General features: G+C 68.9%; 18 protein-coding genes. 2 read left to right on the forward strand and 16 right to left on the reverse strand.

All coding sequences use genetic code 11. The features are described 5' to 3' along the window. The first annotated feature begins 450 nt into the window (after positions 1-450). On the forward strand, positions 451-1,353 hold the full coding sequence (locus tag ABCR94_RS03465) for a hypothetical protein (RefSeq protein WP_347117459.1): 903 nt from the start codon (positions 451-453) through the stop codon (positions 1,351-1,353). Positions 1,354-2,067: 714 nt separating this feature from the next. Here ABCR94_RS03465 and ABCR94_RS03470 read toward each other — a convergent pair. Further along, positions 2,068-4,224: a WD40 repeat domain-containing protein gene (locus ABCR94_RS03470; protein WP_347117460.1), complete on the reverse strand. Its 2,157-nt coding sequence runs from the start codon at positions 4,222-4,224 to the stop codon at positions 2,068-2,070. 121 nt (positions 4,225-4,345) lie between these two features. Continuing rightward, complete coding sequence (locus tag ABCR94_RS03475; protein ID WP_347117462.1) at positions 4,346-4,828, reverse strand: NUDIX hydrolase; 483 nt, start codon at positions 4,826-4,828, stop codon at positions 4,346-4,348. 296 nt (positions 4,829-5,124) lie between these two features. Here ABCR94_RS03475 and ABCR94_RS03480 point away from each other — a divergent pair, with 296 nt between their 5' ends. Beyond that, positions 5,125-7,509: a hypothetical protein gene (locus tag ABCR94_RS03480; protein ID WP_347117464.1), complete on the forward strand. Its 2,385-nt coding sequence runs from the start codon at positions 5,125-5,127 to the stop codon at positions 7,507-7,509. Between the two features lie 17 nt (positions 7,510-7,526). Here ABCR94_RS03480 and ABCR94_RS03485 read toward each other — a convergent pair whose 3' ends face one another. The 14 genes from ABCR94_RS03485 to ABCR94_RS03550 all read right to left on the reverse strand — a co-directional run bounded on the left by ABCR94_RS03485 (position 7,527) and on the right by ABCR94_RS03550 (position 21,018). Then, entirely contained in the window at positions 7,527-8,825 is a 1,299-nt protein-coding gene (locus ABCR94_RS03485) for a BamB-related PQQ repeat family beta-propellar protein (RefSeq protein ID WP_347117465.1), read from the reverse strand. Between the two features lie 35 nt (positions 8,826-8,860). Next, complete coding sequence (locus tag ABCR94_RS03490; protein ID WP_347117467.1) at positions 8,861-12,058, reverse strand: AfsR/SARP family transcriptional regulator; 3,198 nt, start codon at positions 12,056-12,058, stop codon at positions 8,861-8,863. Further along, positions 12,058-12,513, reverse strand: coding sequence for a TadE/TadG family type IV pilus assembly protein (locus ABCR94_RS03495; protein ID WP_347117469.1), 456 nt, complete (start codon positions 12,511-12,513; stop codon positions 12,058-12,060). The genes ABCR94_RS03490 and ABCR94_RS03495 overlap by 1 nt, the downstream gene beginning before the upstream one ends. Continuing rightward, complete coding sequence (locus tag ABCR94_RS03500; RefSeq protein ID WP_347117470.1) at positions 12,513-12,971, reverse strand: TadE/TadG family type IV pilus assembly protein; 459 nt, start codon at positions 12,969-12,971, stop codon at positions 12,513-12,515. The genes ABCR94_RS03495 and ABCR94_RS03500 overlap by 1 nt, the downstream gene beginning before the upstream one ends. Continuing rightward, complete coding sequence (locus ABCR94_RS03505; RefSeq protein WP_347117471.1) at positions 12,968-13,438, reverse strand: TadE family protein; 471 nt, start codon at positions 13,436-13,438, stop codon at positions 12,968-12,970. Before ABCR94_RS03505 ends, ABCR94_RS03500 begins: the two co-directional genes overlap by 4 nt. Next, complete coding sequence (locus tag ABCR94_RS03510) at positions 13,435-13,650, reverse strand: hypothetical protein (protein WP_347117472.1); 216 nt, start codon at positions 13,648-13,650, stop codon at positions 13,435-13,437. The genes ABCR94_RS03505 and ABCR94_RS03510 overlap by 4 nt, the downstream gene beginning before the upstream one ends. A gap of 45 nt (positions 13,651-13,695) precedes the next feature. After that, a complete protein-coding gene (locus ABCR94_RS03515; protein ID WP_347117473.1) occupies positions 13,696-14,586 on the reverse strand; it encodes a type II secretion system F family protein in 891 nt (296 codons plus the stop codon). Next, complete coding sequence (locus tag ABCR94_RS03520) at positions 14,583-15,485, reverse strand: type II secretion system F family protein (RefSeq protein WP_347117474.1); 903 nt, start codon at positions 15,483-15,485, stop codon at positions 14,583-14,585. The genes ABCR94_RS03515 and ABCR94_RS03520 overlap by 4 nt, the downstream gene beginning before the upstream one ends. Beyond that, a complete protein-coding gene (locus ABCR94_RS03525; protein WP_347117475.1) occupies positions 15,482-16,987 on the reverse strand; it encodes a TadA family conjugal transfer-associated ATPase in 1,506 nt (501 codons plus the stop codon). Before ABCR94_RS03525 ends, ABCR94_RS03520 begins: the two co-directional genes overlap by 4 nt. Next, positions 16,977-17,789 carry a hypothetical protein gene (locus ABCR94_RS03530; protein ID WP_347117476.1) on the reverse strand — a complete coding sequence of 271 codons (813 nt, stop codon included), beginning with the start codon at positions 17,787-17,789 and terminating at the stop codon, positions 16,977-16,979. Before ABCR94_RS03530 ends, ABCR94_RS03525 begins: the two co-directional genes overlap by 11 nt. Further along, complete coding sequence (locus tag ABCR94_RS03535; protein ID WP_347117477.1) at positions 17,789-18,496, reverse strand: SAF domain-containing protein; 708 nt, start codon at positions 18,494-18,496, stop codon at positions 17,789-17,791. The genes ABCR94_RS03530 and ABCR94_RS03535 overlap by 1 nt, the downstream gene beginning before the upstream one ends. A gap of 39 nt (positions 18,497-18,535) precedes the next feature. Next, entirely contained in the window at positions 18,536-19,456 is a 921-nt protein-coding gene (locus ABCR94_RS03540) for an ATP/GTP-binding protein (RefSeq protein ID WP_347117478.1), read from the reverse strand. Continuing rightward, entirely contained in the window at positions 19,450-19,998 is a 549-nt protein-coding gene (locus tag ABCR94_RS03545) for a hypothetical protein (protein ID WP_347117479.1), read from the reverse strand. The genes ABCR94_RS03540 and ABCR94_RS03545 overlap by 7 nt, the downstream gene beginning before the upstream one ends. A 258-nt stretch (positions 19,999-20,256) precedes the next feature. Further along, complete coding sequence (locus tag ABCR94_RS03550) at positions 20,257-21,018, reverse strand: hypothetical protein (RefSeq protein WP_347117480.1); 762 nt, start codon at positions 21,016-21,018, stop codon at positions 20,257-20,259. Between the last annotated feature and the right edge of the window lie 8 nt (positions 21,019-21,026).

Consider the following 21,026-nt stretch of genomic DNA (forward strand, 5'->3'; position numbering starts at 1 on the left):
GCCGCCGTCAGCCGACTCCATGTCGAGTCCGGGTTGACATGGGATCAGCTCGGGCGACTCCTCGGAGTCAGCCGTCGTGCTGTCCACATGTGGGCCGCGGGCAAACGAATGAATGCCAAAAACACGGAATTGCTGAGCGAGCTCCTGCGCCTGGTGGACTCCGCACCCACCGCGAGTCCCGAGCGACGCCGATTGTGGCTGTTCGCTCCAGAGGGTGACGGTGTGACGCCAGTTGAGCGATTCTTGGACGAGTACCGTCGGCCGGGCTCTCCGCTTTCTGGTTCCGGCTATACGCCTGCAGGCCTGCTGGGAATCAGCAACGAGTAACGGGGGCTGCTGAAGATGACCGAACCATCCGTGGCTGCGGATGGGACGAGCCCTCGCCCGAACCTGTCGCCTTCGGCGCCCGAGCTCGCTCCCACCGACCTCTCCGGATGTCAGCAAGCAGACGTGCTCAAGACCGGGCGTATTCCTCTGCTGGGCCCTGCTGGCGACGTTCAATGGCTTGAGACGCCAGACGGTGTGGTCGTTGTCAGTCAGACCTGCGACGTGGTGCAGCCGAAAATGACCACGGTGCAGGTCGCCCCGCTCGTACGGCTTTCGTCTTCCCTGGCAGGCCTTGCAACCAAGGGAGCGATGCCTCGGTACGTGGCCGTGCCCGAAGTGGGATCAGACGCGTTCGCCGACTTGGAACATGTCGCGACAGTCGCAAAAAGCCACGTAGCTCTGCTGGTACCGCAGCGCGGCGCCGCCACTGCGAGCGAAGTCAGAACCTTCGGGATGCGAGTAGGCCGACGCTTCTCGCGCTTTGCCTTCCCTGACGACGTCGCGCCCTGGCTTGCTCCGCTCAAGGACGCCGTGCTGAAGAAAGCAGGCAAGGGCAGCAGCTCCCTCGGGCGTGTCCTTGACGAAATGGTGGAGTCACTCAGGCTCGAGTGCGCCCCCAGTTGGGACGACGGTGCTCCGTACCATCTCAAACTGCTTGTCCTGGTTAAGCCGGGCCTTCTGCCCGTCTTCGATGACACGGAGGACCTGACGCCGCCCGCTGCTGTCTATCAGTGGCTCTACGGCGACGACGGTCTCCATCGGTCACCTACGGAGCTCGCCGACCGGATCATCTCGCTGGGCGCATCTGGGGAACGTCTTGAGCGACTGTGGCTATGGGACGGCTTTGCCGGGGCTCTGGCAGCGGTGTGCAAACCGAAGTCGACCGAGCCTCCTGGTGTGCAAACTGCAGTGGCGGGTCACGCTTTCGACTCGGAAGTCGCCACTATCAGGGAAGTCACCTACGAGCGGGTGCTGCGCAGCGAAGAGATCGACGTCGAGCACCTGTCACCACCGCTGCCGCGATGACCGCAGCGGACAGCCGGTCCCTCCGCACGCTCCAGGTGGCGGAGCGCCTGCTACCGGCCGTCGCTGAGGGCGGGAGGCGATGCATTGGCACTACTTCGCGCGTCATGCCCAGTCGTCTGACCGTGACTGTGGGAAACCGCAAGGCCAGGGCGGGAAGGATCTATACCGATGACGCGAGGTGCCTGATCAGCGGGTCTGAACGCGAGTGAGGCTCTCCCCGCCTGACAGAGAGAGCCTTGTGGTGAAGCGTGTAGCTTCCCTTACGGCCTTGAACTCTTCGTCCGAGTGCCCCCTGACCTGACCCGGCCTATCCAATCGGTCCCCGGTTCGCTGTCGAATGTTGTCGGCAAATCTTGCGATGGCGGGCAGTTTGTTGCGGTCGATGTCTATGGGGATGTTGATCTCCTGAAGGACCTTCCTCGAACTCTTGTGCGCCTTCCACACTCTAGTGTTCTTGTACTCCCTGCACAGCTCGGCCACCGCGGCGTCCGCGGCAACCTCACTGATATGCCAGGACGGCGCACTTTGACGCACACGTCGGTGTCCTCTTCCCGGACCGCGTCCTCGAATTCGGAGTCCATTACGCCGCGGTTCACCGCGAGCTTCCCTGCCCCGGCGGCCGCCGAGCCCTCACTTCTCGGCATTGGGCGATCGCGGTCCCGATCCGCACGAGCACCCCGCTACCGACTCACACCAGCCCCGTGACCCGCAACTTCAGGACGGAAAGTGCTCAATGGTCGTCAGGCCATTGCTTCCCGCGACATGCAGGGTTCCGGGCGGGGAGAAGGAGAGCGCGAGCGGCGTCTGCGCTACGGAGACCTCGCCCATCTCGGCACCGTCCGGGAGCTGCCAGGCGCGAACCGTCCCGTCCCAAGTGCCGACCAGCAATGCGGTGGTGCCGTCGAGCGCGCAGACGGTGAGCGTCACAACAACGGTGTCGACGGTATCGAGCGTTGCCAGTTCGTCTCCGGAGACCACGTCCCACACCCGGATGGGACCGTGCGACTCCGCGGCGGCCAGGACACCGACACCGTCGACCATGCCGAAGACGAGAGCGCTTACCGGACGGGCGGCGCGGAGGTCCAGGAGGCGTTGGCCGGAGACCGCGTCCCACACCAGGATCTTCGCGTCCTCGTCTGCCGAGGCAAGAGCCGTGACGGTACCGACCTGTCCCGTCGCCAGTCGCGTCACCGCCGCCTCATGGCCGCGCAGCCGCAGGAGCGGACTGCCGGTGGCCGCCTCCCAGGTGCGTACCGTCCGGTCGGCTCCGGCAGACGCCACGACGCCACCGGCCGCGGGGAGGAGCGCGAGGGAGAGGATCCTGTCGGTGTGGGGTGTCGGCACCAGCTGGAGCGCCCCGTCCACGCTGGAGTGGACGCGGACTGAGCCCCGAGCGGTCCCGCAGACGACCGTGCCGGCGGCCGGGCCGAAGGCGACCGAGGTGATGGGGCCGTCATCCGGGTCGAGCGCGTAGCGTACGGAATCGGTCGCGACGTCCCAGAGCCTGAGGGAGCCGTCGAGGCATCCCACGGCCGCTGCCGTGCTCCCGTCGAGCTCGGCCAGCGCGAGCGCCTGGACGGGGCCGCCGTCTGTGGCCAGAGCGCGCAGCGCCGTTCCCCGCGCATCCCAGACGCGCACGGTCCCGGTCGCGCCGCCGGACACGAGGACCGCTCGGCCCTCTGAGGCGGCGGCTGCCAGCGCGGCCGGCCAGGCGTCCTGGGCGGGCCACTTGTCCAGGGCGCGCCCGGCTTCGACGTCCCAGGTCCTGATCGTGCCGTCGTAGGAGCAAGAGGCCAGCACCGTCCGGCCCTCCAGGTCGAGAAAGGCCAGTCCCGTCACTGCCGCGCTGTGGCCGCGCAGCGCCTGTGTCGGGGCGCCGGTCGCGATGTCCCACACTCTGACGACATGGTCGGAGCCGGCTGCCGCGATCAGACCCTTCGTGCCGGTGACCGCCACGGCGTTGACCCATTCGGTCCCCGGAGTGAGCGTGCGCAGCGACTCGCCCGTGTCGGTGTTCCAGACGCGCACCGTCCCGTCGTCTCCGCCGGAGACGAGCAGGCCGAGGCCGCTGACGCGGGCAGTGGCCAGCGCGTTGACTGTCCGGTCGTGGCCGGTCAGCGCGCCGACCTCTCTTCCGTCTCGGCTGCCCCAGCCCCAGATGTTGCCGTCCACGCCGCCCGAGTAGAGCAGCCCGTCGTCGTCCAGGTCGACCCGCGCGGTGACGGCCCTGACCGCGCCGCCATGGCCTCCTCTCGCGTGGAGCAGCCCGTCGTCGCCGGTCAGATCCCAGACCCAGACAGCGCTGTCGTCGCCGCCGGTCACCAGGAGGTCGCGCCCGCCTTCCGACCCCAGGGCCAGTGCCCGGATCGGTTGCCCCGTCTCGGCCGTCTCCCCGAGCAACTTCAGGGGATCGACCGAGAACACACCGAAGCCGCCGCCGATTTGGGCGAGTGCGAACGCCCGCTGGCCGCCGACCGTCCCGAAGACAGCGGCTGCCTCCTGACCAGGCAGACCGTCGGCCACTTCCGCGATGCTCCGGTGAGTCAGCGGGGGAAGAGTGTCGGCGACGAGATTCGACGACAGACCGCTGATCTGCGCGATCAGGGAGTCCAGGATCGCGCCGGCCCTGGCGGAATCGGGTCCCTCGTCCCAGGTCACCGTCCTCGGCAGCGGAGCGGCGCCGAGGATCCGGAGGCGGCGGCGCGCGGGCCCACGGGGAGACAGGTCTTCGGAGGCGCCGCTGGACGGCATGCTCTCAAGGGCTTTCAACAGGCGGGTCCACACGATGCCTTCGGTCCGCGCGGACCAGGACTGCCGTATCGGGCCGTGTTCATAGCTAAGTTGGGCGCGCCCATCAGCCGACAGGTCCATGGCAAAGCGCTCCGGGTACCCCTCCGTCGGCTGCTGCCCGACGATCTCGTACCGAATGCTGTGGGCTGATGCGTGAGACGAGACAGGCGGGAAAGGCGACATGCTCTCGGTCTTCCTTCCGTCAGCGGGGGACTACGGGGACCACGACCGGAGGATCTTCCGGTCCGCCAGGCCAGAGCCAGAGAGTGCCAGGCGGTGACGTGCCGTTCAGGCAGGATATAAGCGGCTCCCCGCGCCGACGGGACGGGTGCGCGGCCAAGCGGGCCAATGCTTCGCCGACCGGGACCCAGGCGGCTTCCAGGACCAGCTCGTCGGGATCCAGGGGGCCCAGCGTCCCTGTCGGCTCCTCCGCGTGGAAGGTGAAGACGGTCCAAGTGCCGTCCCAGTCGGGGTCGCCGGTGACAACGTGCTGGGAGACGCAGGCCAGACTCGTCGGCCCGGCCAGGGTCAGTCCGGTCTCCTCTTGGACCTCCCGGACGAGGGCCTGGTGCGCGAGCTCGCCGGGCTCGGCCACGCCACCGGGGAGCACCCACTGTTCTTGCTCTCCCGGCAGACGTTCGCGAACCATCAGCAGACAGCCGTCCTGTTCAACTATCGCCGACACGATGGTTCCTGACGTTCTCGACACCTGGACTCCTTTCTCCTGACCTGCCGCAACGATACATCGGACAGGTGTACGATTCGCCAAGTACTTTTGGTATCAAGGGCGTTACCTGGTCGGCCTGATGAACTACGGTCGGCTTAAGCGAAATGACGAGTGGATTATCGTGGCGCGAGCAACCATGACGTCTGGGCGAGGCGAAGAGTCCTCCGCTCCGGGCGCTGCTGCCTGCACTCTTCGCGAAGGGTGGCCCGCCCTCGACGCATCCGACTCCGCTGCCGAGTAAGGAGTGTGACGCCATGGCGAACGAGCCGCCCTCCGGCGTTTTCCGCGCCGCCGAAGTCCGCTATGAGGACCTGCCGGTCTCCGAGATCGGAGCCACTGGGCACGGTATCCCTTCGACACTTTTCGCTCCTCCGGAGAAAGTTGCCGAATGGGACAGCTTGGAGCGGAACTTCGGAGAGCTCTCCCGTCGCGTCAGGGAGCAGGTTCTCTCAGATCCCCAAGGGGCTATCCGGCAGCTCCAGGAGGGGGTGTTCCGTGAGGTTGCCTACGAACCATCGTATGTTGGCGGACAACTGGATCGCAAGAATCTCCGCATGTACGAGTGGCAGCGCGGAGAGTTGTACATCCATTCCGCTGCTCTGATTCTCGACCCGGAAACCACTCTCGAAGTGGCCTATGAACCGGAAGGTCGACTCAAGCGCCTCATGTTGGAGGTGAATCACCGGAGGATAATGTACCGAGGGTCACTTCCTGATGGAGTCTCCCAAGAACAAGGGAATGCTGTCGCGGCGTGGCGCGCCCAGCGCGGGAGAAGCGCCATCGCGGAAAGCGAAAGCGATTTTCTCCTTGACCTTTCGGATATTTATGTCGATTCACTTCGAGAAGCTCTGGCTACACGTCGCCGCTTTATCGACGAATACAGTGTCGAGCCGCACAGGATCCGACTCTCCTATGATGACCAGCCATACGATGTAAACTACACGCAATCAAAATTCAGGCGGGCGCACATCCATGCGCTCCCCGTCATCCGTGAGGCTCCCCTCGACGCCAGGGAGTCCATAGTCGCCAGCACGCGCGGAACGGGCGAGTTCGGCATGCTCCGTGAAGCGCGCGCACGCGCTGTGGTGAGCCAGGTTCTGTCGGGCGACGGTCCTGAAGTCGCTTCCTCGTCCCTGCCGAAGGTCGCGTTGCTGTGGGTACGAGACAATCGCGACCAGGCCGCCTTCATGGACACGAAGCCTGAGATCCTCAAGCAGACGATCGAGTTGCTGCGCGCCACGGAGCCGGACCGTAAGATTTTCCTTGTCGGGGACGACCTCTTCAAAGGCCGACCGGAGCTTCTCTCCGCCTTTCAGCAGGAAGGGGTTCTCGATGACGTCGACACCGAGACTCTGATTCGTTTCTGGGCTGCTGAAAAAAATGGCGGGACGGCGCTCACTCACGGCGAACAGGCGCTCTTTCTGCACTATATCAACACTGATTCTGATGTCGTCCAGGTGGGGATGGAGAGCGGGGCGCTCGAGAGCGCCATCTGCCTGGGAGTCCCGACGGTCTACTTTCAGGGGCAGGAACACGTCGGCGACAAGGGGACGCGCTGGCAGCTTTACTGGGCGAAATGGTCGTTCGGTGAGAGTCGAGTCGCCGAGGAAGCGGACGGCAGTAAGAAGTTCTTCGCTTCCGGCCGCCCCGTAAAGCTTTTCGACAGGTCGGGAGAAGTTTCCCCTCCCCCACTCATGACCGTTCGTCGCGTGGAATTCGGCCCGGACCTGCCCGAACCCGGGGACACAGAGGCAGAACCGATTGCTGTCTACTACCCCGGGAACATCACGGTGGGAGTCGATCGGATCAGTAATCTCGTGGAAAGCGGCGAGCTGACCGACGTTGCCCATTCGTTCGATCAGGGGTGGAGTGAGGAGTCCTGGCGTACAAGCGAGTACTACGCAGACCAGATCCACCGCTGGACGCTTGTGGAGACGACCGACTGGGAGGTCGCGGCAAGAAGGTACGAGGCGATCACACACGCCCTCAACGGCCTGGTCCACCCCGCGGACGACCAAGTGCGTCGCACGTATGAGAGTGCGGGATACGGCCTCGCGGGTCAGCGCGGCCAGGAATTCGGCGGCGCTGTGGCTTCGGGCGAAATCTCCGCTGCTTACGGTGTCGCCCCCCCGGATCGCGGCACTGCCGTTACCGCGGCTCTCAACAACCTGCTGGGCGGCGAAGGCTTCAAGGCACACGGCGTTCACGATCTACGGCTTGCCAGCCTGTCGGCTGAAGAGCAGGAGAAGCTGGCCTCGTCCATCAAGGAAGTGACGGCGGCCAACCAGGTTCTGCGCTCCATCGGAATCATCGCTCCGGATGGTTCACCCACGACGAGCAAGCACGTGGCCGAAGCCTTGTCCGTGCTGCTTCCGCGTCAGCAGAACCGTTCGCAGGGGAATGGGCCGACGCGGATTGACGCCGAGGGCACGGACGCGGTCCGCCTCGCCGTGCTCGGTCAGGGGCGACGGCCGGGGGCTCCTGCCGCCGGGCCGCGTGGCTCTGCGGGCGCCGGGACGGCAGGGCCGAAGGCCGCCCAGACGCCGGACGCGACGCCGCAGCACCCTTCCGTGGGGCGGCCGGGGGCCGGGCCGGGCGCCGGGGCACAGCGGCAGAGCGGTTCGGAAGGACGTGAGTAGCCGCACCGGTGCAGGGATCAGCTCGCAGCGCGGTAGGCGGCCAGGCCGCCCAGTTCGGCGTCCTCCGCGATTCCGGTGTAGCCGTTGACCACGAGAGGTGCGATGGCGGGGGATCCCTCGACGTCCTGGCCGGTACGGGCGTCCAGGAGGACCGGGCCGGCGTCGGTGGTGCCATACAGCAGGCCGTGCCAGAGAGCGGTTACCTCCGGGGCAACGCGGTTGGCGTCCTCGTCGGGGAGCCGCCAGAGGAGCTTGCCGGTCTCGGCGTCGAAGCCGGTCGCGCTCTTCTCCAAGAGGGCGCTGGAGCAGACGACGACCGACTTGGCGTCGTAGGCGCAACTCGCCCCGGCGTACGCACCCTTGAATGTCGTCCTCTTCTTGCCGGTGCGGGCGTCGAGGAGGTGGGCGAAGCGTTCGCCGTCCTTGTAGTCGCGCCCGGAAGCGTAGATGAGGTGCGGGCCCGCAGCCGTCGCATGCGTCTCGTAACTGGCCCGATCGGCGGTCCACCGAGTGGCGCCGTCGGCGAGATCCAGGGCCAGCACCTTTTGCTCCTCGGAGTTCGCGGGTCGGTCGATGGCCACCACGCTCCGGCCGGACAGGCCCGTCGCCAGGACCCCCTTCTTCCAGACGACGGTGGAGCGGGCCAGGTCGATCGCGAAGCTGACGGCATGGTCCTCGTACTTGACAGTCCGGACGGTCACGACGACCAGGGCGCCCTCGCTGTCGACGACGGCCGCCTCGGGTTCCATGACTTCTTCCTGGGCCCACTTCGGGAGTTCGAGCTCGATGGCGTCCGAGGGCTTGGCGGTGTCCGCGTTCATCGTGACGACTTCCACCAGGCGGCGGGCCGGGGTCGTGCCGGAGGCGGGGACCTGTGTGAGGAAGGCCTGCGCGACGAGGGGCGCGTCGCCGCCACTGATGACGGGCTGGGCCGGGACGTTGTTCTCGAACTGAAACTCGCGGTCCGCACCGAGTACGGGATGGGCGGGGCGGATTGTCCTCAGCGTCTCGCCGGTGGAGGTGTCGATGGCGGTCAGGCTCACCGGGCCGGCGACGTAGGCGAGCGTCTTGTGCAGGGCGACCGTACTCGTGTCGCCGCCGCTCAGCGTGGAGGTGGCGGTGTTGGCATCCTTCGGCAGGCTGATGGCGTTCGTGCGGCTGAAGGTGTGCGGTGGGTCGTAGCTGACCCGCTTAGGTGTCGGTGAGGACGTCGCCGACGACTGGGGGGCCAGTGCCTTGTCGTCCTCCGGTGTACTGCACCCGGCGGTCAGCAGCAGGCATGCGGCGGCGAAGACGGCGCTGTGCTTGTGGCGCATGAGGTCCCTTCCGTGGATCGGGTGGCGCCGACGGACTACCGCCGGGCGGGGCGCAGGGCGACCTCGCCCAGGAGTTCGGCCGTCTCCGGCTGCATCTCGGTGCCCAGCCGGTCGGTCAGTTCGTCGATGAGGGTGGTGTACCACTCCACGGCTTTGTCGTCGCCTGCGAGGTTCGCCGCCCGGATCGCGAGGCGGTGGAGGCGCTCGGCGGCCGGCTCGGCGAGCAGGCCCTTGTCGGCAGCCTCCCGCGCGGACACGTATTCCCCGGCCGCGAGGAGGAGTTCGGCGAGCAGGGCGGCGGTGTCCACGACGGTAGTGATCATGTCCTGGCGCAAGTACTCGGCCCAGGTGTAACGGCGCGGCGGAATCGCGTCGAAGGGGCGGCCCCGTACGAGGTGCAGGGCGGCGGCCAGGTCCTCGGCGCCGTCGGCGCCCTTGAGCCGTCCTCGCCGGGCGAGCGACTGGAAGCGGTGCCAGTCCGTGCCGGTGCTCTCGTCGAACTGGTAGATGTCACCGCGCTGCAAGTCGGTGCCCAGCCAGCGGCGGAGGGCGGACAGTTGGGCGGTCCGGAAGGCCGCCGATACCCCGCCGGGCCAGACCTCTTCGGCGAGCGCTGTGGTGTCGGCCCCGGGGTGGAGCGCGATCCAGGCGGCGATCTCAGTCAGCCGGCCGGCAGCGGCGGGGGCGATCTCCTGCCGTACTCCGGTGATCGTGGGGGCTCCCAGGAGGCCGATGCTGACGCTGTACGGCTCGGGGACCTCCACGCTGGCCAACCGGTCCGGGAGTGGGGCCGAGGCCGGCGACAGTACCGCGGGTTCCCGGGCCTGTTCCGGTACCGGGAGCGGCGCGGACGCAGGGGTCGCGGTGATGCCGAAGAGCTTGAGCAGCGCCTCGTAGTCGGCGTCGGTTATGTGCTGAGGCAGCAGGTGCACTTCACGACCCGCAAGTCGCACCGTGCCCCCGGCGGGGCCGGGCAGGGCGGTCGCTCCGGGCAGCGTGCCCTCGTCGGCGCCCGTGATCAGCGCGGCGCAGGCCGGCGCGTCGAGAAGATCCCGGGCGGCCTCGACCAGGTCGGTCGGCAGGGGCCCCGCGCACAGGGCGATGCGGGGGGTCCATGCCTCCACGCCGGTGGGGCAGGTACGGGCCGTACGGACCGAGTCGGCGCCGGTGTCGGCCAGCGCGGTGCGCACCGTTCGGGCCCAGGCGCTCACTTCGCTGACGGTGGCCGCCGGATCGTCGGTCTCGGTGATCCGGCCAAACCCCTCCTCGATGGCGACGAGCCCGGAGCCGAGTCCGCTCACCAGCACGCCGAGGTCGTCGCTCCAGGAGGCGGTGGCCAGTTCGATCGCGAGGGCGCGCAGAACGGGCCGGGAGGTTGCCGGGTCGGCCGGGAGGAGCAGGACGCCGAGGGCTTCCAGGTCGGCGAGGACCAGAGCGCCGTCCTCGTCGCGGCCGAGGGTCACAAGTGACGGGTAGGGGGCGCAGACCTCACGGCAGGCTTCAGCGGTGAGTAGGCCGGTGCCGTCTGCCGTCAGGGTCCAGCGGTCCGGGTCGGCGGCGGTGAAGGGCGGAAGGGGCGGCGAAGGGGTGTTCAGCCACAGTTCGAGAGTGGTCGGCGTCAGGCGTACGGCGGTCAGGTCCGGCAGGCTCCGGCCCGCGCCCGCCGCGTGGTGGGCGAGGGTGCGCAGGGCACGGTCGACGAGATCGACGCCCTCGGGGGCTTCAGTGGCGCGTATCCGGCGTTCGACCTCGGCGAGGTGCAGGAGCAGGGGGTCCTGCTGCTCGTCTGCCGGCGAACCGGAGGGTACGGGCATCGGCCGGGGCAGGGCGATGCGCTCGCCGCCGCGGCGGTTGCGCTGCTGGAGCAGGCGCTTGACGGTGAGTGCGGAGAGCAGCCCGGCGGCGAGCAGGCCGCCCCAGGTCGCGAGGGCGACCATGTCCACGGAGGAAGATTCCGCGACAGCGGGAGTCTGGGAGGCCGGCACCGAAGGCTGGGTGCTCTGCTTCGGGGCGGGGCTCGCGGAGACCGGGGGAGAAGAGGGAGCCGCGGATTCGCGGCGCGGAGCGGACGGGGTCGCACTGGGCTTCGCTTCCCGCGACGGCGGTGTCGCGGCGGGTGCGGCTGCTGATGGCTCAGCCGGCGTCACGGAGGGAGGTGTGGAGACCGAAGGGCTCGGCGTGCTGCTCGGCTTCGAGGGCTTGGGACGGGCTGCCGCCCCGCCGCCCTGCTCGCCCGCTGCCTCGCCCTCGGGCGAAGTCGGTTGGGTCGGCGCTGATTCGGCCGGTACGTCGGTCCCGGTGTCGGCCGGCGGCGTGGAGCGCTGGGCCGGCAGGTTGACCTTCCAGCCGGGGAAGATCAGGTCAGGGTCGGTGAGCTTATGTCCCGCCCTGTCCATGGCACGGTCGGCGTTCGCCTCGATGAGGTCGGAGTAGCGCTCGGCGTCGCCCAGTTCCTCCTCGGCGATCTGCGACAACGTGTCCCCGCTGTGCACTGTGACGCTCCCGCCGGATTTCTGCCCGGAAGAGCCCGCCGGACCCGGGAGGTGGAGGGTCCATCCCGGCTGGATGGGATCGGCGGCGTGGAACGTACGGCCGTCGGCCATGGTGCGGCCCTCGTTGAGAGTGGCGATCTCCGTCCAGCGCTCGCCGTCGCCGAGCCGTTCCTGCGCGATGTTCCACAGGCTGTCGGCCGGGCGGGTGTCACGCACGGTGTACGTGGGGTGGGACGCCTTCCGTTCCGCCTCCTCCTTCGCCGTGGCGCCGTCCGCGCTCCGCTGTCCGTCGGAACTGCCCGGGGTGGCCGACGCGCTCGCCGTCGTCGGGGTTGGAGCGTCCTGGGCCGGCGGTGCGGCCACTGCTGCGCCGGCGGTGGGCAGCAGGACGAGCAGGCCGCCGACCAGGGCTCCCGCCATCTGCTGGCTGACGCGTAGCCCTCGCAGGCGGGGCGCGGCGCGCCCGCGCAACTGCGCGGGGACTTCGAGCAGGACGGCGAGGGCGAAGCTCGCCCACCCCGCCCAGCCGATTCCGGTCAGGACCAGCAGCGCGAGGCCACCGGTGTCCTGACGGGTGAGCAGGTCGCCGGGAGAGGAGAGGCCGTCGAGGCCGACGGGGAGGAGCTCACCGCCGACGACGTACAGGACAAAGGGGAGCCCGGCCAACAGGACGAGCAGACCGGCAAGGCTGAGCAGGGAACGCAGCAGGTCGGTCAGGAGAGAGGTGCGGCGAGCGGTCATCAGTCCTCCGGGGCGGCGACGCCGTGTACGAGGGCGGCGGAGGCGTGCCCGGTCACGGGCATCTCGGTGACGCCCAGCACGGTCAGGAAACGGGTGCGGTAGGCGTCGGTGATGGTGACGCTGAGCTTCTTGCCGTCGTCGGAGACGGCGACCGTGCCGCGGGCACCTGCGGCGGCGAGGTAATCGAGGGCCGCGGCCCGTGCGGCACGGGGGTCGGCGACGATGTTTTCGCCGGGGATGGCCTGCCCGGCGTCGATCTCCTGGCCACCGGTGCGGGCGGCTTCCTGGGCGAGGGCGTCGGCGCGTTCGGTGGCGCGCATCTTGCCGCCCCCGTCGACCGTGATGCCGATCATGACGAGCATGCCGACGATGACGATGGCGACGTAGATGGAGACGCTGCCGGTGTCCCGGCCCAGTCGCGTACGGATGTGGTGGCAGCGATTCATCGGCGTCATCAGCGCTCCACGTAACGGTTCACGGCACTGGTGAAGGTCGAGGTCATGGTGTGCGTGCCGGGGACCCCGGGCAGCGCGAGGTCGGCGAGGTTCACCTGGCAGGTCACGGTCGCTGTCACCGTGCCTGCTTCTCCGACCTCGGCGCCCAGGCCGGCGGTGTCCAGGGCGATGCTCGTGGACGCGCAGTGGAGACCTTGGCCGGTGAGGGTGGTCCGGGCGGCGGAGAGAGCGCTCTCCCGGGCGTCGCCGGGCACGCGGGAGATCGATGCCTGGCGTGCGGCATCCTCGGTGGCGGCGTCGACGACGTGACCGGCCATGACGATGCGCCCGGCGGCGAGGGCCAGGAGCAGGAAGAGGATCAGCGGCGGGGTGATGATGGCTGCCTCGATCGCGGTACTTCCCCTGTCGTCGCGACGCATGCGCCGTACGCAGCGCAACCCGGGGCCGAGTCTGGTCATTGCTTCACCGTCCAGCGCTCGCGAGGCGCCGACGCGCTCTGGGTGACCGTGATCCCGTCGAGTCCGGGCAGCACGGACGGCGCCCGGCCGGTGACAGTGACCGTGGCGCGCTCCCCGGTGCTGCCAGCTGTCGAGACACCAGGACCGAGCAGGGAGTCACCGGCGACCCGGGTCAGCACGGCGCGGGCGCGGGCGGCCCCTGCCGCGTCGGTGGACTGGTAGGCGGTGGCGGCCTGGACGCCCTCGCGGGCCGCGGTGAGCGCGATCTGCTTGGCGTAGTACGCCACACACGCCTGCACGATCATCATGGTGAGCAGGATGACGACCGGCAGGATGATGGCCATCTCGATGGAGGCGTCGCCCCGGTCGTCCGACCGCCCCTTGAAGAGCCCCCGGCCGGGCCACGCCCGCGAGTGCCGCCCCGGCTGCGGGACGGCACTCCCGGAGTCGGTGGGCTCCGGGTTCACAGCCCGGTGAGCTTGGCGGAGTACTTGTTGTACAGGGTGACGCCGATGATGGTGGCGATACCGACCGCGACCCCGATGACGGCGACCCAGATGATGACGGTGGAGATGCTGACGTCGCCCCGGTCGGGCTGCTTGCGCGCCTCCTTCAGCCGTGCAGCCAGGACGTCGAGCACCACCATGAGCGGGGTGATCTCGCGGAGTCTGTTCTTCATGCGGTCTTCTTCCGTTTCTCGATGTGTCGAAGCGATGGCCGGCGCTCAGCCGGTCAGGATGCGGATGACGGCGGGGAACCCGATGAGCAGCATCATCAGGACGGCGAGCAGTGCGCCGGGCGCGGTCATCTGCTCGCTGGCGACGTTGGCCTCTTCGGCGTCCTTGCTCATCAGCTCGGTGCGAAGGGACTTCGCGCGGGCCCGAAGGGTGGTGTAGACGGCGGCTCCGTCGTGAGCGGACAGGCGCATGATGTCGGCGACGTCGTCGAGGACGGGCAACTGGAGTTCCCCGGCGAGCGTCTTGAGGGTGTCCCAGGGGGCCACCTTGTCGACGCGGGCCTGCAGCAGGGCGTCCTGCAGGCGTCGGAACGCCCAGCCCCGGCCGATCGCAGCCGCCCTCTCCAGCGCCTCGCTGGGCCCTGCGTCGCCGGCCCGTTCCAGGGCGACCAGGTCAAGGTAGGCAGCGATCGCGTGCCGGAACTCGTCCCGGGCTCGCCGGGCGGTGTCGCGCAGGGCCAGGTCCGGGGTGAACCACAGCAGCGCGGCCAGTCCCAGACACACGATTCCGGGAACGTAGACCGGTGGGGCGAGGCCCAGGAACGCCCAGATCGTGAAGAAGAACGCGGGCAGCAGCAGCCCGGTCAGCGCCAGGGTGGTCTTGGTGAGCAGGAACTTCGACGGGCTCTGGCCGACCAGAGCGAGATCGGTGTGCGGGACGCGTACACCCGGCACCCGCAGCAGGTTCTGCTGCAACCAGGCGCCCCACCGTTCGTCCTGCGTCAGTGTCTCGCGGTCCTCGGGCAGCGGACCGGCCTGGTGCAGCCGTTGCAGGGTCCCGGCGAGGTCGGGCTGCGGGCGGACCATGGCCCGTACGAACAGGGCCAGTCCGGCGCCGACGGCGGCCCCACTGGCGACGGCGAGGGGGGAGATGTTCATCGTGCCTCCGGCAGGGGGACCCGGCTGCGGCGGTCGGCTTCGAGGAAGCGCGGGGTGGGCTGGTAGGAGGCAAGGGAGCGCATCCAGGCCAGCGTTCCGCCGAAGCCAAGCAGCAGAAGTGACAGGACCAGTTGGCCGAGGAAGCTGCCGTACGGTGCGACGTAATCGCTGCTGAAGGCGCCCACGCCCACCACACCGAGCGTCATGAACGTCATCCACCGCACTGTCGTACGGGGTTTGGCCCGGTCGGCCTCGATCTGCCTGCGCTGGCGGACCTCTTCGCGTACGGAGTCGGCGAGGTCGGTGAGCGCGGAGGCCAGGCCGGGGCCACGGTCGGCGCTGCGCAGGATGAGGGCGGCGGCGACCTTGTCGGCGGTCGCGTCGCCGAGCGTGTCGGCGAAGGCGCGCAGGGCGTCCTCGGGACGCCAGCCCGACAACATCCGGGCGGAGAGTTCGCCGATCTCGTCCTTCAGTACGGCGGGGGCGGTCTTGCGACTGGTGATGATGGCCTGCTCCAGGCCGGTGCCGAGCAGCAGGACGTCGGAGAGCCGACGGGTCCACTCCGCGAGCGCATCCAGTTGCTCGATGCGTGCACTGGTCGCCTTGGCGTCGGAGAGCAGCCAGGGCAGGCCTACCACGACGGCCACCAGGAGCAGGCACAGGACGAACCATCCGGTGACGATCCACAGCACCAGGCCGAGCGCGGCGGCCACCGCAGCCCTGGCCCGGGCGCGGGCGCGCAGCTTCACCTCCACCTGGGTGCTGCCCATCGCGTTGCGCCAGCGGGAGAGCGGGCCGGGTGTCCTGGGGGCGTCGGTGCCGATGACGCCGGCGGCCAGGGCCACCAGACCGCCGGTCAGGGCGAGCCCCGCGAACAGACCGATGAGGAGCTGTGTCATACCGCCGCCACCTTCAGGTCCAGCGGCGTCTGCCACGATCCGAGCGGCAGGTCGAGGAGGTGGCCGGGGAAGCCGACGCGCATCAGGTCGGGCAGGCAGGAGGGGTGCATCAGCGGCACCGCCCGCGGCTCGCCGTTCTCCGGCCGGGGGCCGAAAACCGTGTTCGTGGCGGGCCGCCCGTTCTCACCGGTGCCGGTGACTTCCTGGACGTGGGAGACGAAGCGGTGGCGGAGACCGCCGATCGCGGTCTCGTCGATCATCTTCACGAAGACGATGAAGTTGATGCCGTTGGCGGCCTGCTTGTAGGCGAGCGACTCGGTCATATTGCCGCCGTACTCCATGTACAGCTCCGCGATCCGGTCGAAGACCATGTGTGGCTCGCGGGCGTGCAGGGTGCACAGGGAGCCACCCTCGCCGTTGGTCATCACACGCAGCATGGGGACGACTTCGGGGCCGCGGACCTCGCCGACGACCATCCGGGACAGGGTCATGCGCAGGGCGGGATAGATCAGGTCGCCGACGGTGATCTCGCCGACACTGTGTCCGTCGACCCGTTCGCCGTTTCCTTCCCGGGACTCCATGGGGACGATCTGCCGGTGGTGCCCGTTCTCGTGCAGGAAGAGCTCGAACTCGGTCTCCATGGTGCCGATACGCTCGTCCGGCGGGATCTCGCGGGCCATGGCCCGGAGCAGGCTGGTCTTGCCCACGCCCTGAGTGCCGACGATCATCACGTTTTTCTTGGCTCGGATGAGCGCGCCGAGGAACGCGGAGAGAGCGGTGTCGATGGAGCCGAGCTCGACCAGCCCCGTCAGGTCGATGTCACGGACACGGTGGCGTCGTACGGTGACGTACGTGCGCGGGGTGACCTCGGTGATGGCCTGCAATCGTGAGCCGTCCTCCAGGCGCAGCGCCAGGAACGGGCTCGATGTGGACAGCGTCCGCTCGCTCTGCCCGTTGCGGCGGGCGAGGTCGCGCAGCAGCTCGCGCAGGTCCTCGTCCGACTCGGCCACCGGAGGCACGGACACACGCCGGGCGTCGCCGTAGTCGATCCACACCTCGTCGTGCCCGTTGACCAGGATGTTCTCGATCCTCGGGTCGTCGAGGTACTTCTGCAGTCGGCCCGCGCGGAACAGCAGGTCGTACACCGCCTCGGCGAGCCTGCGGTCTTCGGCCGGGCTGGTGGAGATCCCCAGCTCGACCGCCGAGGCGTCCGACCAGATCGCGACCGTCTCGTTGATGAGTGCCCGCCCGCGCTGCTGCTGGGCGGCGACATTCATGCCGGGAGAGCGCTTGATCTCCTCGGTCAGCTTGTCGGCGACCGACTTCTTCAGGCGGGTGGCGACCGCGTAGTCGATGTCCTCGCGGGGCGGCGGCATGGGTATGTCCTGCTGCCGAGGCAGCGGCCGTACCGGCTCCGCCCGCCAGGGCAGAGTCTCGACCGGCGCGCTCGCGTGCTGCGTCGCCCGGGCCGAGGGGTCCGGGTGGAGAGGTCTACCGTGCATAGCTGGACTCCCCGGGCATCAGCCGGGCACGCCGCCCGGCGACCAACTGCCGTATCTCGGCGGCCCCGCCGCGAGCGGCCCGCAGCAGGTCCGACCGTGCGAACCGGCGTCCGCCGTCGCGTCCGTCGGACAGCACGGCGGCGGCCCGCGGCGCGTGCGGCAGGGTCATCACCACCGGGACGCCGAGCTGCTTGGACACCTCGTGCGCGGTGTAGGGACCGGAGTCGATCATGACGACAGCGAGCGCGTCGGCCCCGGTGCCCGACTCCTGCAGATCTGCGCGCAGCGCCTGCACTCGGGGCAGCGCGGCGTGCATGCCGCGCAGGGTGGGGCGTACCACCATCAGGACCGAGTCGGCCTTCCGGGCGATGACAGCCGAGGGGCCGAACGCACCACTGCGGCCGAGGTCGACCAGGACATCGTGCGAGATACTGCTCCGCTCGATGCCGGCAAACATCGCCGCGAGCTTGTCCCAGGTGTAGGCGAGGCTGGACGCCTGGGCCGGGTCGGTGAGCCCGGGCAGCAGCAGCCGGTCGGTTCCCTCGTCGGACAGGTCGATCAACTGCCGCCAGAACGCCTCCCCGAGCTGCCCCTGGCGGTCGGCGACCGCGATATTGCGCAGCCCGTACGGCCCTGGAGTACGTCCGGCCAGCGCTCCGGCCAGCACGGATCCGCCGTCGGGATCGCACTCGGCGAGGATCACCCGCCGTCCCTGTTCCAACGGCCAGGTCAGCAGCAGGGCGAGTGCTGTAGTGGTGACGCCGGGCGCCCCGGGGCACCCGGCGATTGCGACGACTGCCATCAGTTGGAGGCCTTCTTCGGCTCGATGACTATCGCGATGTCGCCCGTGGACGCGCGCGCGGCCAGGACCGGGCCGTCCGTCGAGGCCACGGAGACGTCCAGAGTCAGGTTGCCGCTGGTGTCCGGCTTCCCGACCTGTACGACCACGGCGGGCAGAGTCTTCGGCATCTCTTCCCGTGTCTTCCCCTTCGCGGTCGCATCCGTGGCCGCGGCAGCATCGGGAGTGGAGACGACGAGGACACTGCGGCCGGGGGAGAGCGGAGTGTCAGGGAGTTGGCCGGGCTTGAGGCGCAGGCCGACCAGTTGCTGGTTCTCGCCGATCAGCGGCTTGTCGGTGACGGAGTCGCCGGTCACCAGGGAGCCCGCCAACAGATCGGTGGCAGCCCGCTTGCCGACGACCTTTCCCTTGTCCGCGGCCGCGACCGGCTTGAGCAGCGGGTCGAGACCGACCGAGGCGACAGTCAGGTCCTGCTCGGTGATCTCCGTGCCGTAAGGCACGGTTTTGGACAGCACGAGCACGGACGTACGCTCGCCGCTGCTCAGGACGGTGAAGGCGCCCGCGAGACCGCCTGCCGCGATCAGCGCGACGGACAGTCCGATCAGAGCAGGCCTGCGACGCCGGGTCGCCAACGAGCGTGGCGGCGTGGCCGGAGTAAGGCCCGACGGCGATGCCTGGGCAACGGCCGGTGCGGTCCTGGTGGTGCTCACTTCGATGTTCCCTTCCCCAAGGTGCGACGGCTCGAGCCGTCAGTCGCCCACGACTTGGACCTCACCGATACGGGCGGTGGTGTCCGATGTACGGGTGACCTCGATGTCACCTTGTTCGCCCCCGCCCTCCCAGTGGAAGTTCCACGTAGTGGTAGCGGTGATCTTGAAATTCTCGTTCGCTTGATCTGCACTCGACGTCGTGTAGGTGTGCCCGCAGTCCGGCGACTTCTTCTTGCCGTACAAGGCCGTGTACGGCGTCCCGGCAGTCGTGCACGTGACCGTGGTCCCGTCGCCCATGTTCCAGTCGATCTTCTTGGCCTGGGCTGTCCCCGTCACGGTGAGCCCTCCCGCTGACGCGGAGGCGCTGTTCGGGCCCCAGGTCTCCGGAGTCACGGTGGTCCACATCCACACGGGCATTCCGACGACCCCGGTGTTTCCGGGCTTGGGTGCGATCCCGATGGCCGGTCCGTCGAGCACGACCTTCGCCAGCACCTGCTGGGCGAGCTGGGCCGGAGAGATTTGCTCTTCGTTCGGCGGCTGCTGCAGCCAGATCCAGCCCTGCGAAGTGACGTTCTCGCCGTTGAGGCAGATCCGTGTGTAGATGGCTCCGCCCTTGGGGCGCCCGTCGAACGCCGGGTCATCAGCCGGAGGCTGCGGGTCCAACGCCTTGGCGTAGCAGCCGTCGCCCATGTACCAGCCGAAGGATTCGCTACGGCAAGGAACTTCGGTCTTGTCGTCGAAGCACTTCGACGGCTCTCCGCCTGCCCCTCCGGAATCGCCCGATCCCCCGGAGCCCGTGCCTGTTCCCGTGTCCTTGTCAGGAACGCCGGGTATCTCGTCCTCGATCTGGCAGTACCTCTGCCCTTCCGGGCAATCTCCGTCCGCCACGGCGATGTGTGCGCCGCTTCCGAGGCTCGTAGCAGCGAGCGCACCGACCAGGATGATCCGCCATCTCAGCATGTACGGCTCCGGTCCGTCATGAACTCCGAGATGAGCCAAGTGCCGTCCACCTCGACGGCTTTCACCGATCGGGGCCGGCGGGCGGGCTCGTCCGACCCCTTAGGCAGGGCGGACTTGCCGTTCTTCTTGAAGACCGGAAGGAAGTCGCTCGCGTCGTCGCACACGGACAAGGTCGCGGTCCGCGGATCGGCTTTCATGCCCAGGGCGGTGACCTGAAGCTTGTCGCTCCTGGGCTTGCCCTTCATGAGAACGCCGTTCTTCTCGTTGAAGTAGACCATCGTGGTGACTTCGGTAGCAGCCTTGTCGCGCGCGTACTTCTGTACCCGGGGCTGGTCGACCTTGCCGCTGCGCTGCGCTTCGGCGTCCGTTTCGACGTAGCCCAAGTAGGCGGTGATCACCGCCTTCTTCTCCTGGTCTTCCGCGGAGACGGAGGGCGAAGCGGACGTCTTGGCGGAAGTCTTCGCGGAGGGCTCGACGTCGGCGGCGTCGCTGGAGGAGGAACACGCGGTCGCCACGCACAGGAACAGCCCGGCCGTCGCCACGATGACGGCCCGCCGAGCCGGGCTCGATCGCCCACAGCGGCCGTTCGCTACGCTCGCGGCATGCTGCTGGTGCACAGAAACCCCCCGGATCTGAATGCCAGTTGATCGGACGGCATCAGCGTAGATCGATAATTTACCTGTGTGGTTGAAGTTTCCGAACAACGCTCGACAGGGACCCGTCTTTCGCACCAGTTCATGTGCATTGGCGAAGCGATCCGTTCGCACGGCACGCCGACAGTCCGTCAGCCAAGACGTCTATCAGCTGACCTGGAGCCTCAACAAGTGACGCCGGGCGCCGATCAGCCCTCGGCCGTCCGGCCCCGGTACGCGCTCCCGCAATGCCAAGACCTCGGAGCTGAGGCGTACGGCGTCGTCCGGGCGAAGTCGAGCCCATTGCGCCTGGGCGGCTTCGGCCGCTGTCACGGTGTCCGGGTGCGACGGGCCGTGGGCGGCGAAGCGCAAGTCGGTCAAGGCGCGGAAGTGCGCGTACGCCGACTCGTGGTCGCCGGTGAGTCCGGTGACCCGGGCCTGGATCTCACGGCTCTGGTCGCCCTCCGCCGGCGGTGCCTCACGGACGAGTTCGGCGCACAGCGCGAGGGCGGCGGGCCAGTCCTGGGCGGCGACGGCCTGCGTGAGCTGGCTCTTCGTCCGGGTCGGCCCGGAAGCCGCGGGTTCAGCGACGGCCGGTTCCTCCGCAGGAACCGCTGCTTTGGCCGCCGGCCGCTTCCGCTTGTCCTTACCGGACTTGGGAGCTTGTTCCGGTGCGGTGAGGACGGTCTCGGTGCCGTCGGGGCGGAGGGCGAGAAGCCACTGGGCGCCGTCGGTGTCCGTCAGACGCGTGCGGACGGGACGGCCGATACGGGCTGCGGTCCCGGCGGCGCGAGCGAGAGCCGCGGTGCGGGCGCTCTCCCCAGCGGGCACGTGTACCGGGGATCCGTCGACGGTGACGGATCCGTCAGGGGCGAGCAGGACGTCGACCAGGGGCCAGCCGGGGATCTGCTGCGGGTCCACCTTGGGCATGAGATCTC

It is taken from the genome of Streptomyces changchenzhani (genome assembly GCF_039766235.1).
Taxonomy (GTDB): domain Bacteria; phylum Actinomycetota; class Actinomycetes; order Streptomycetales; family Streptomycetaceae; genus Streptomyces.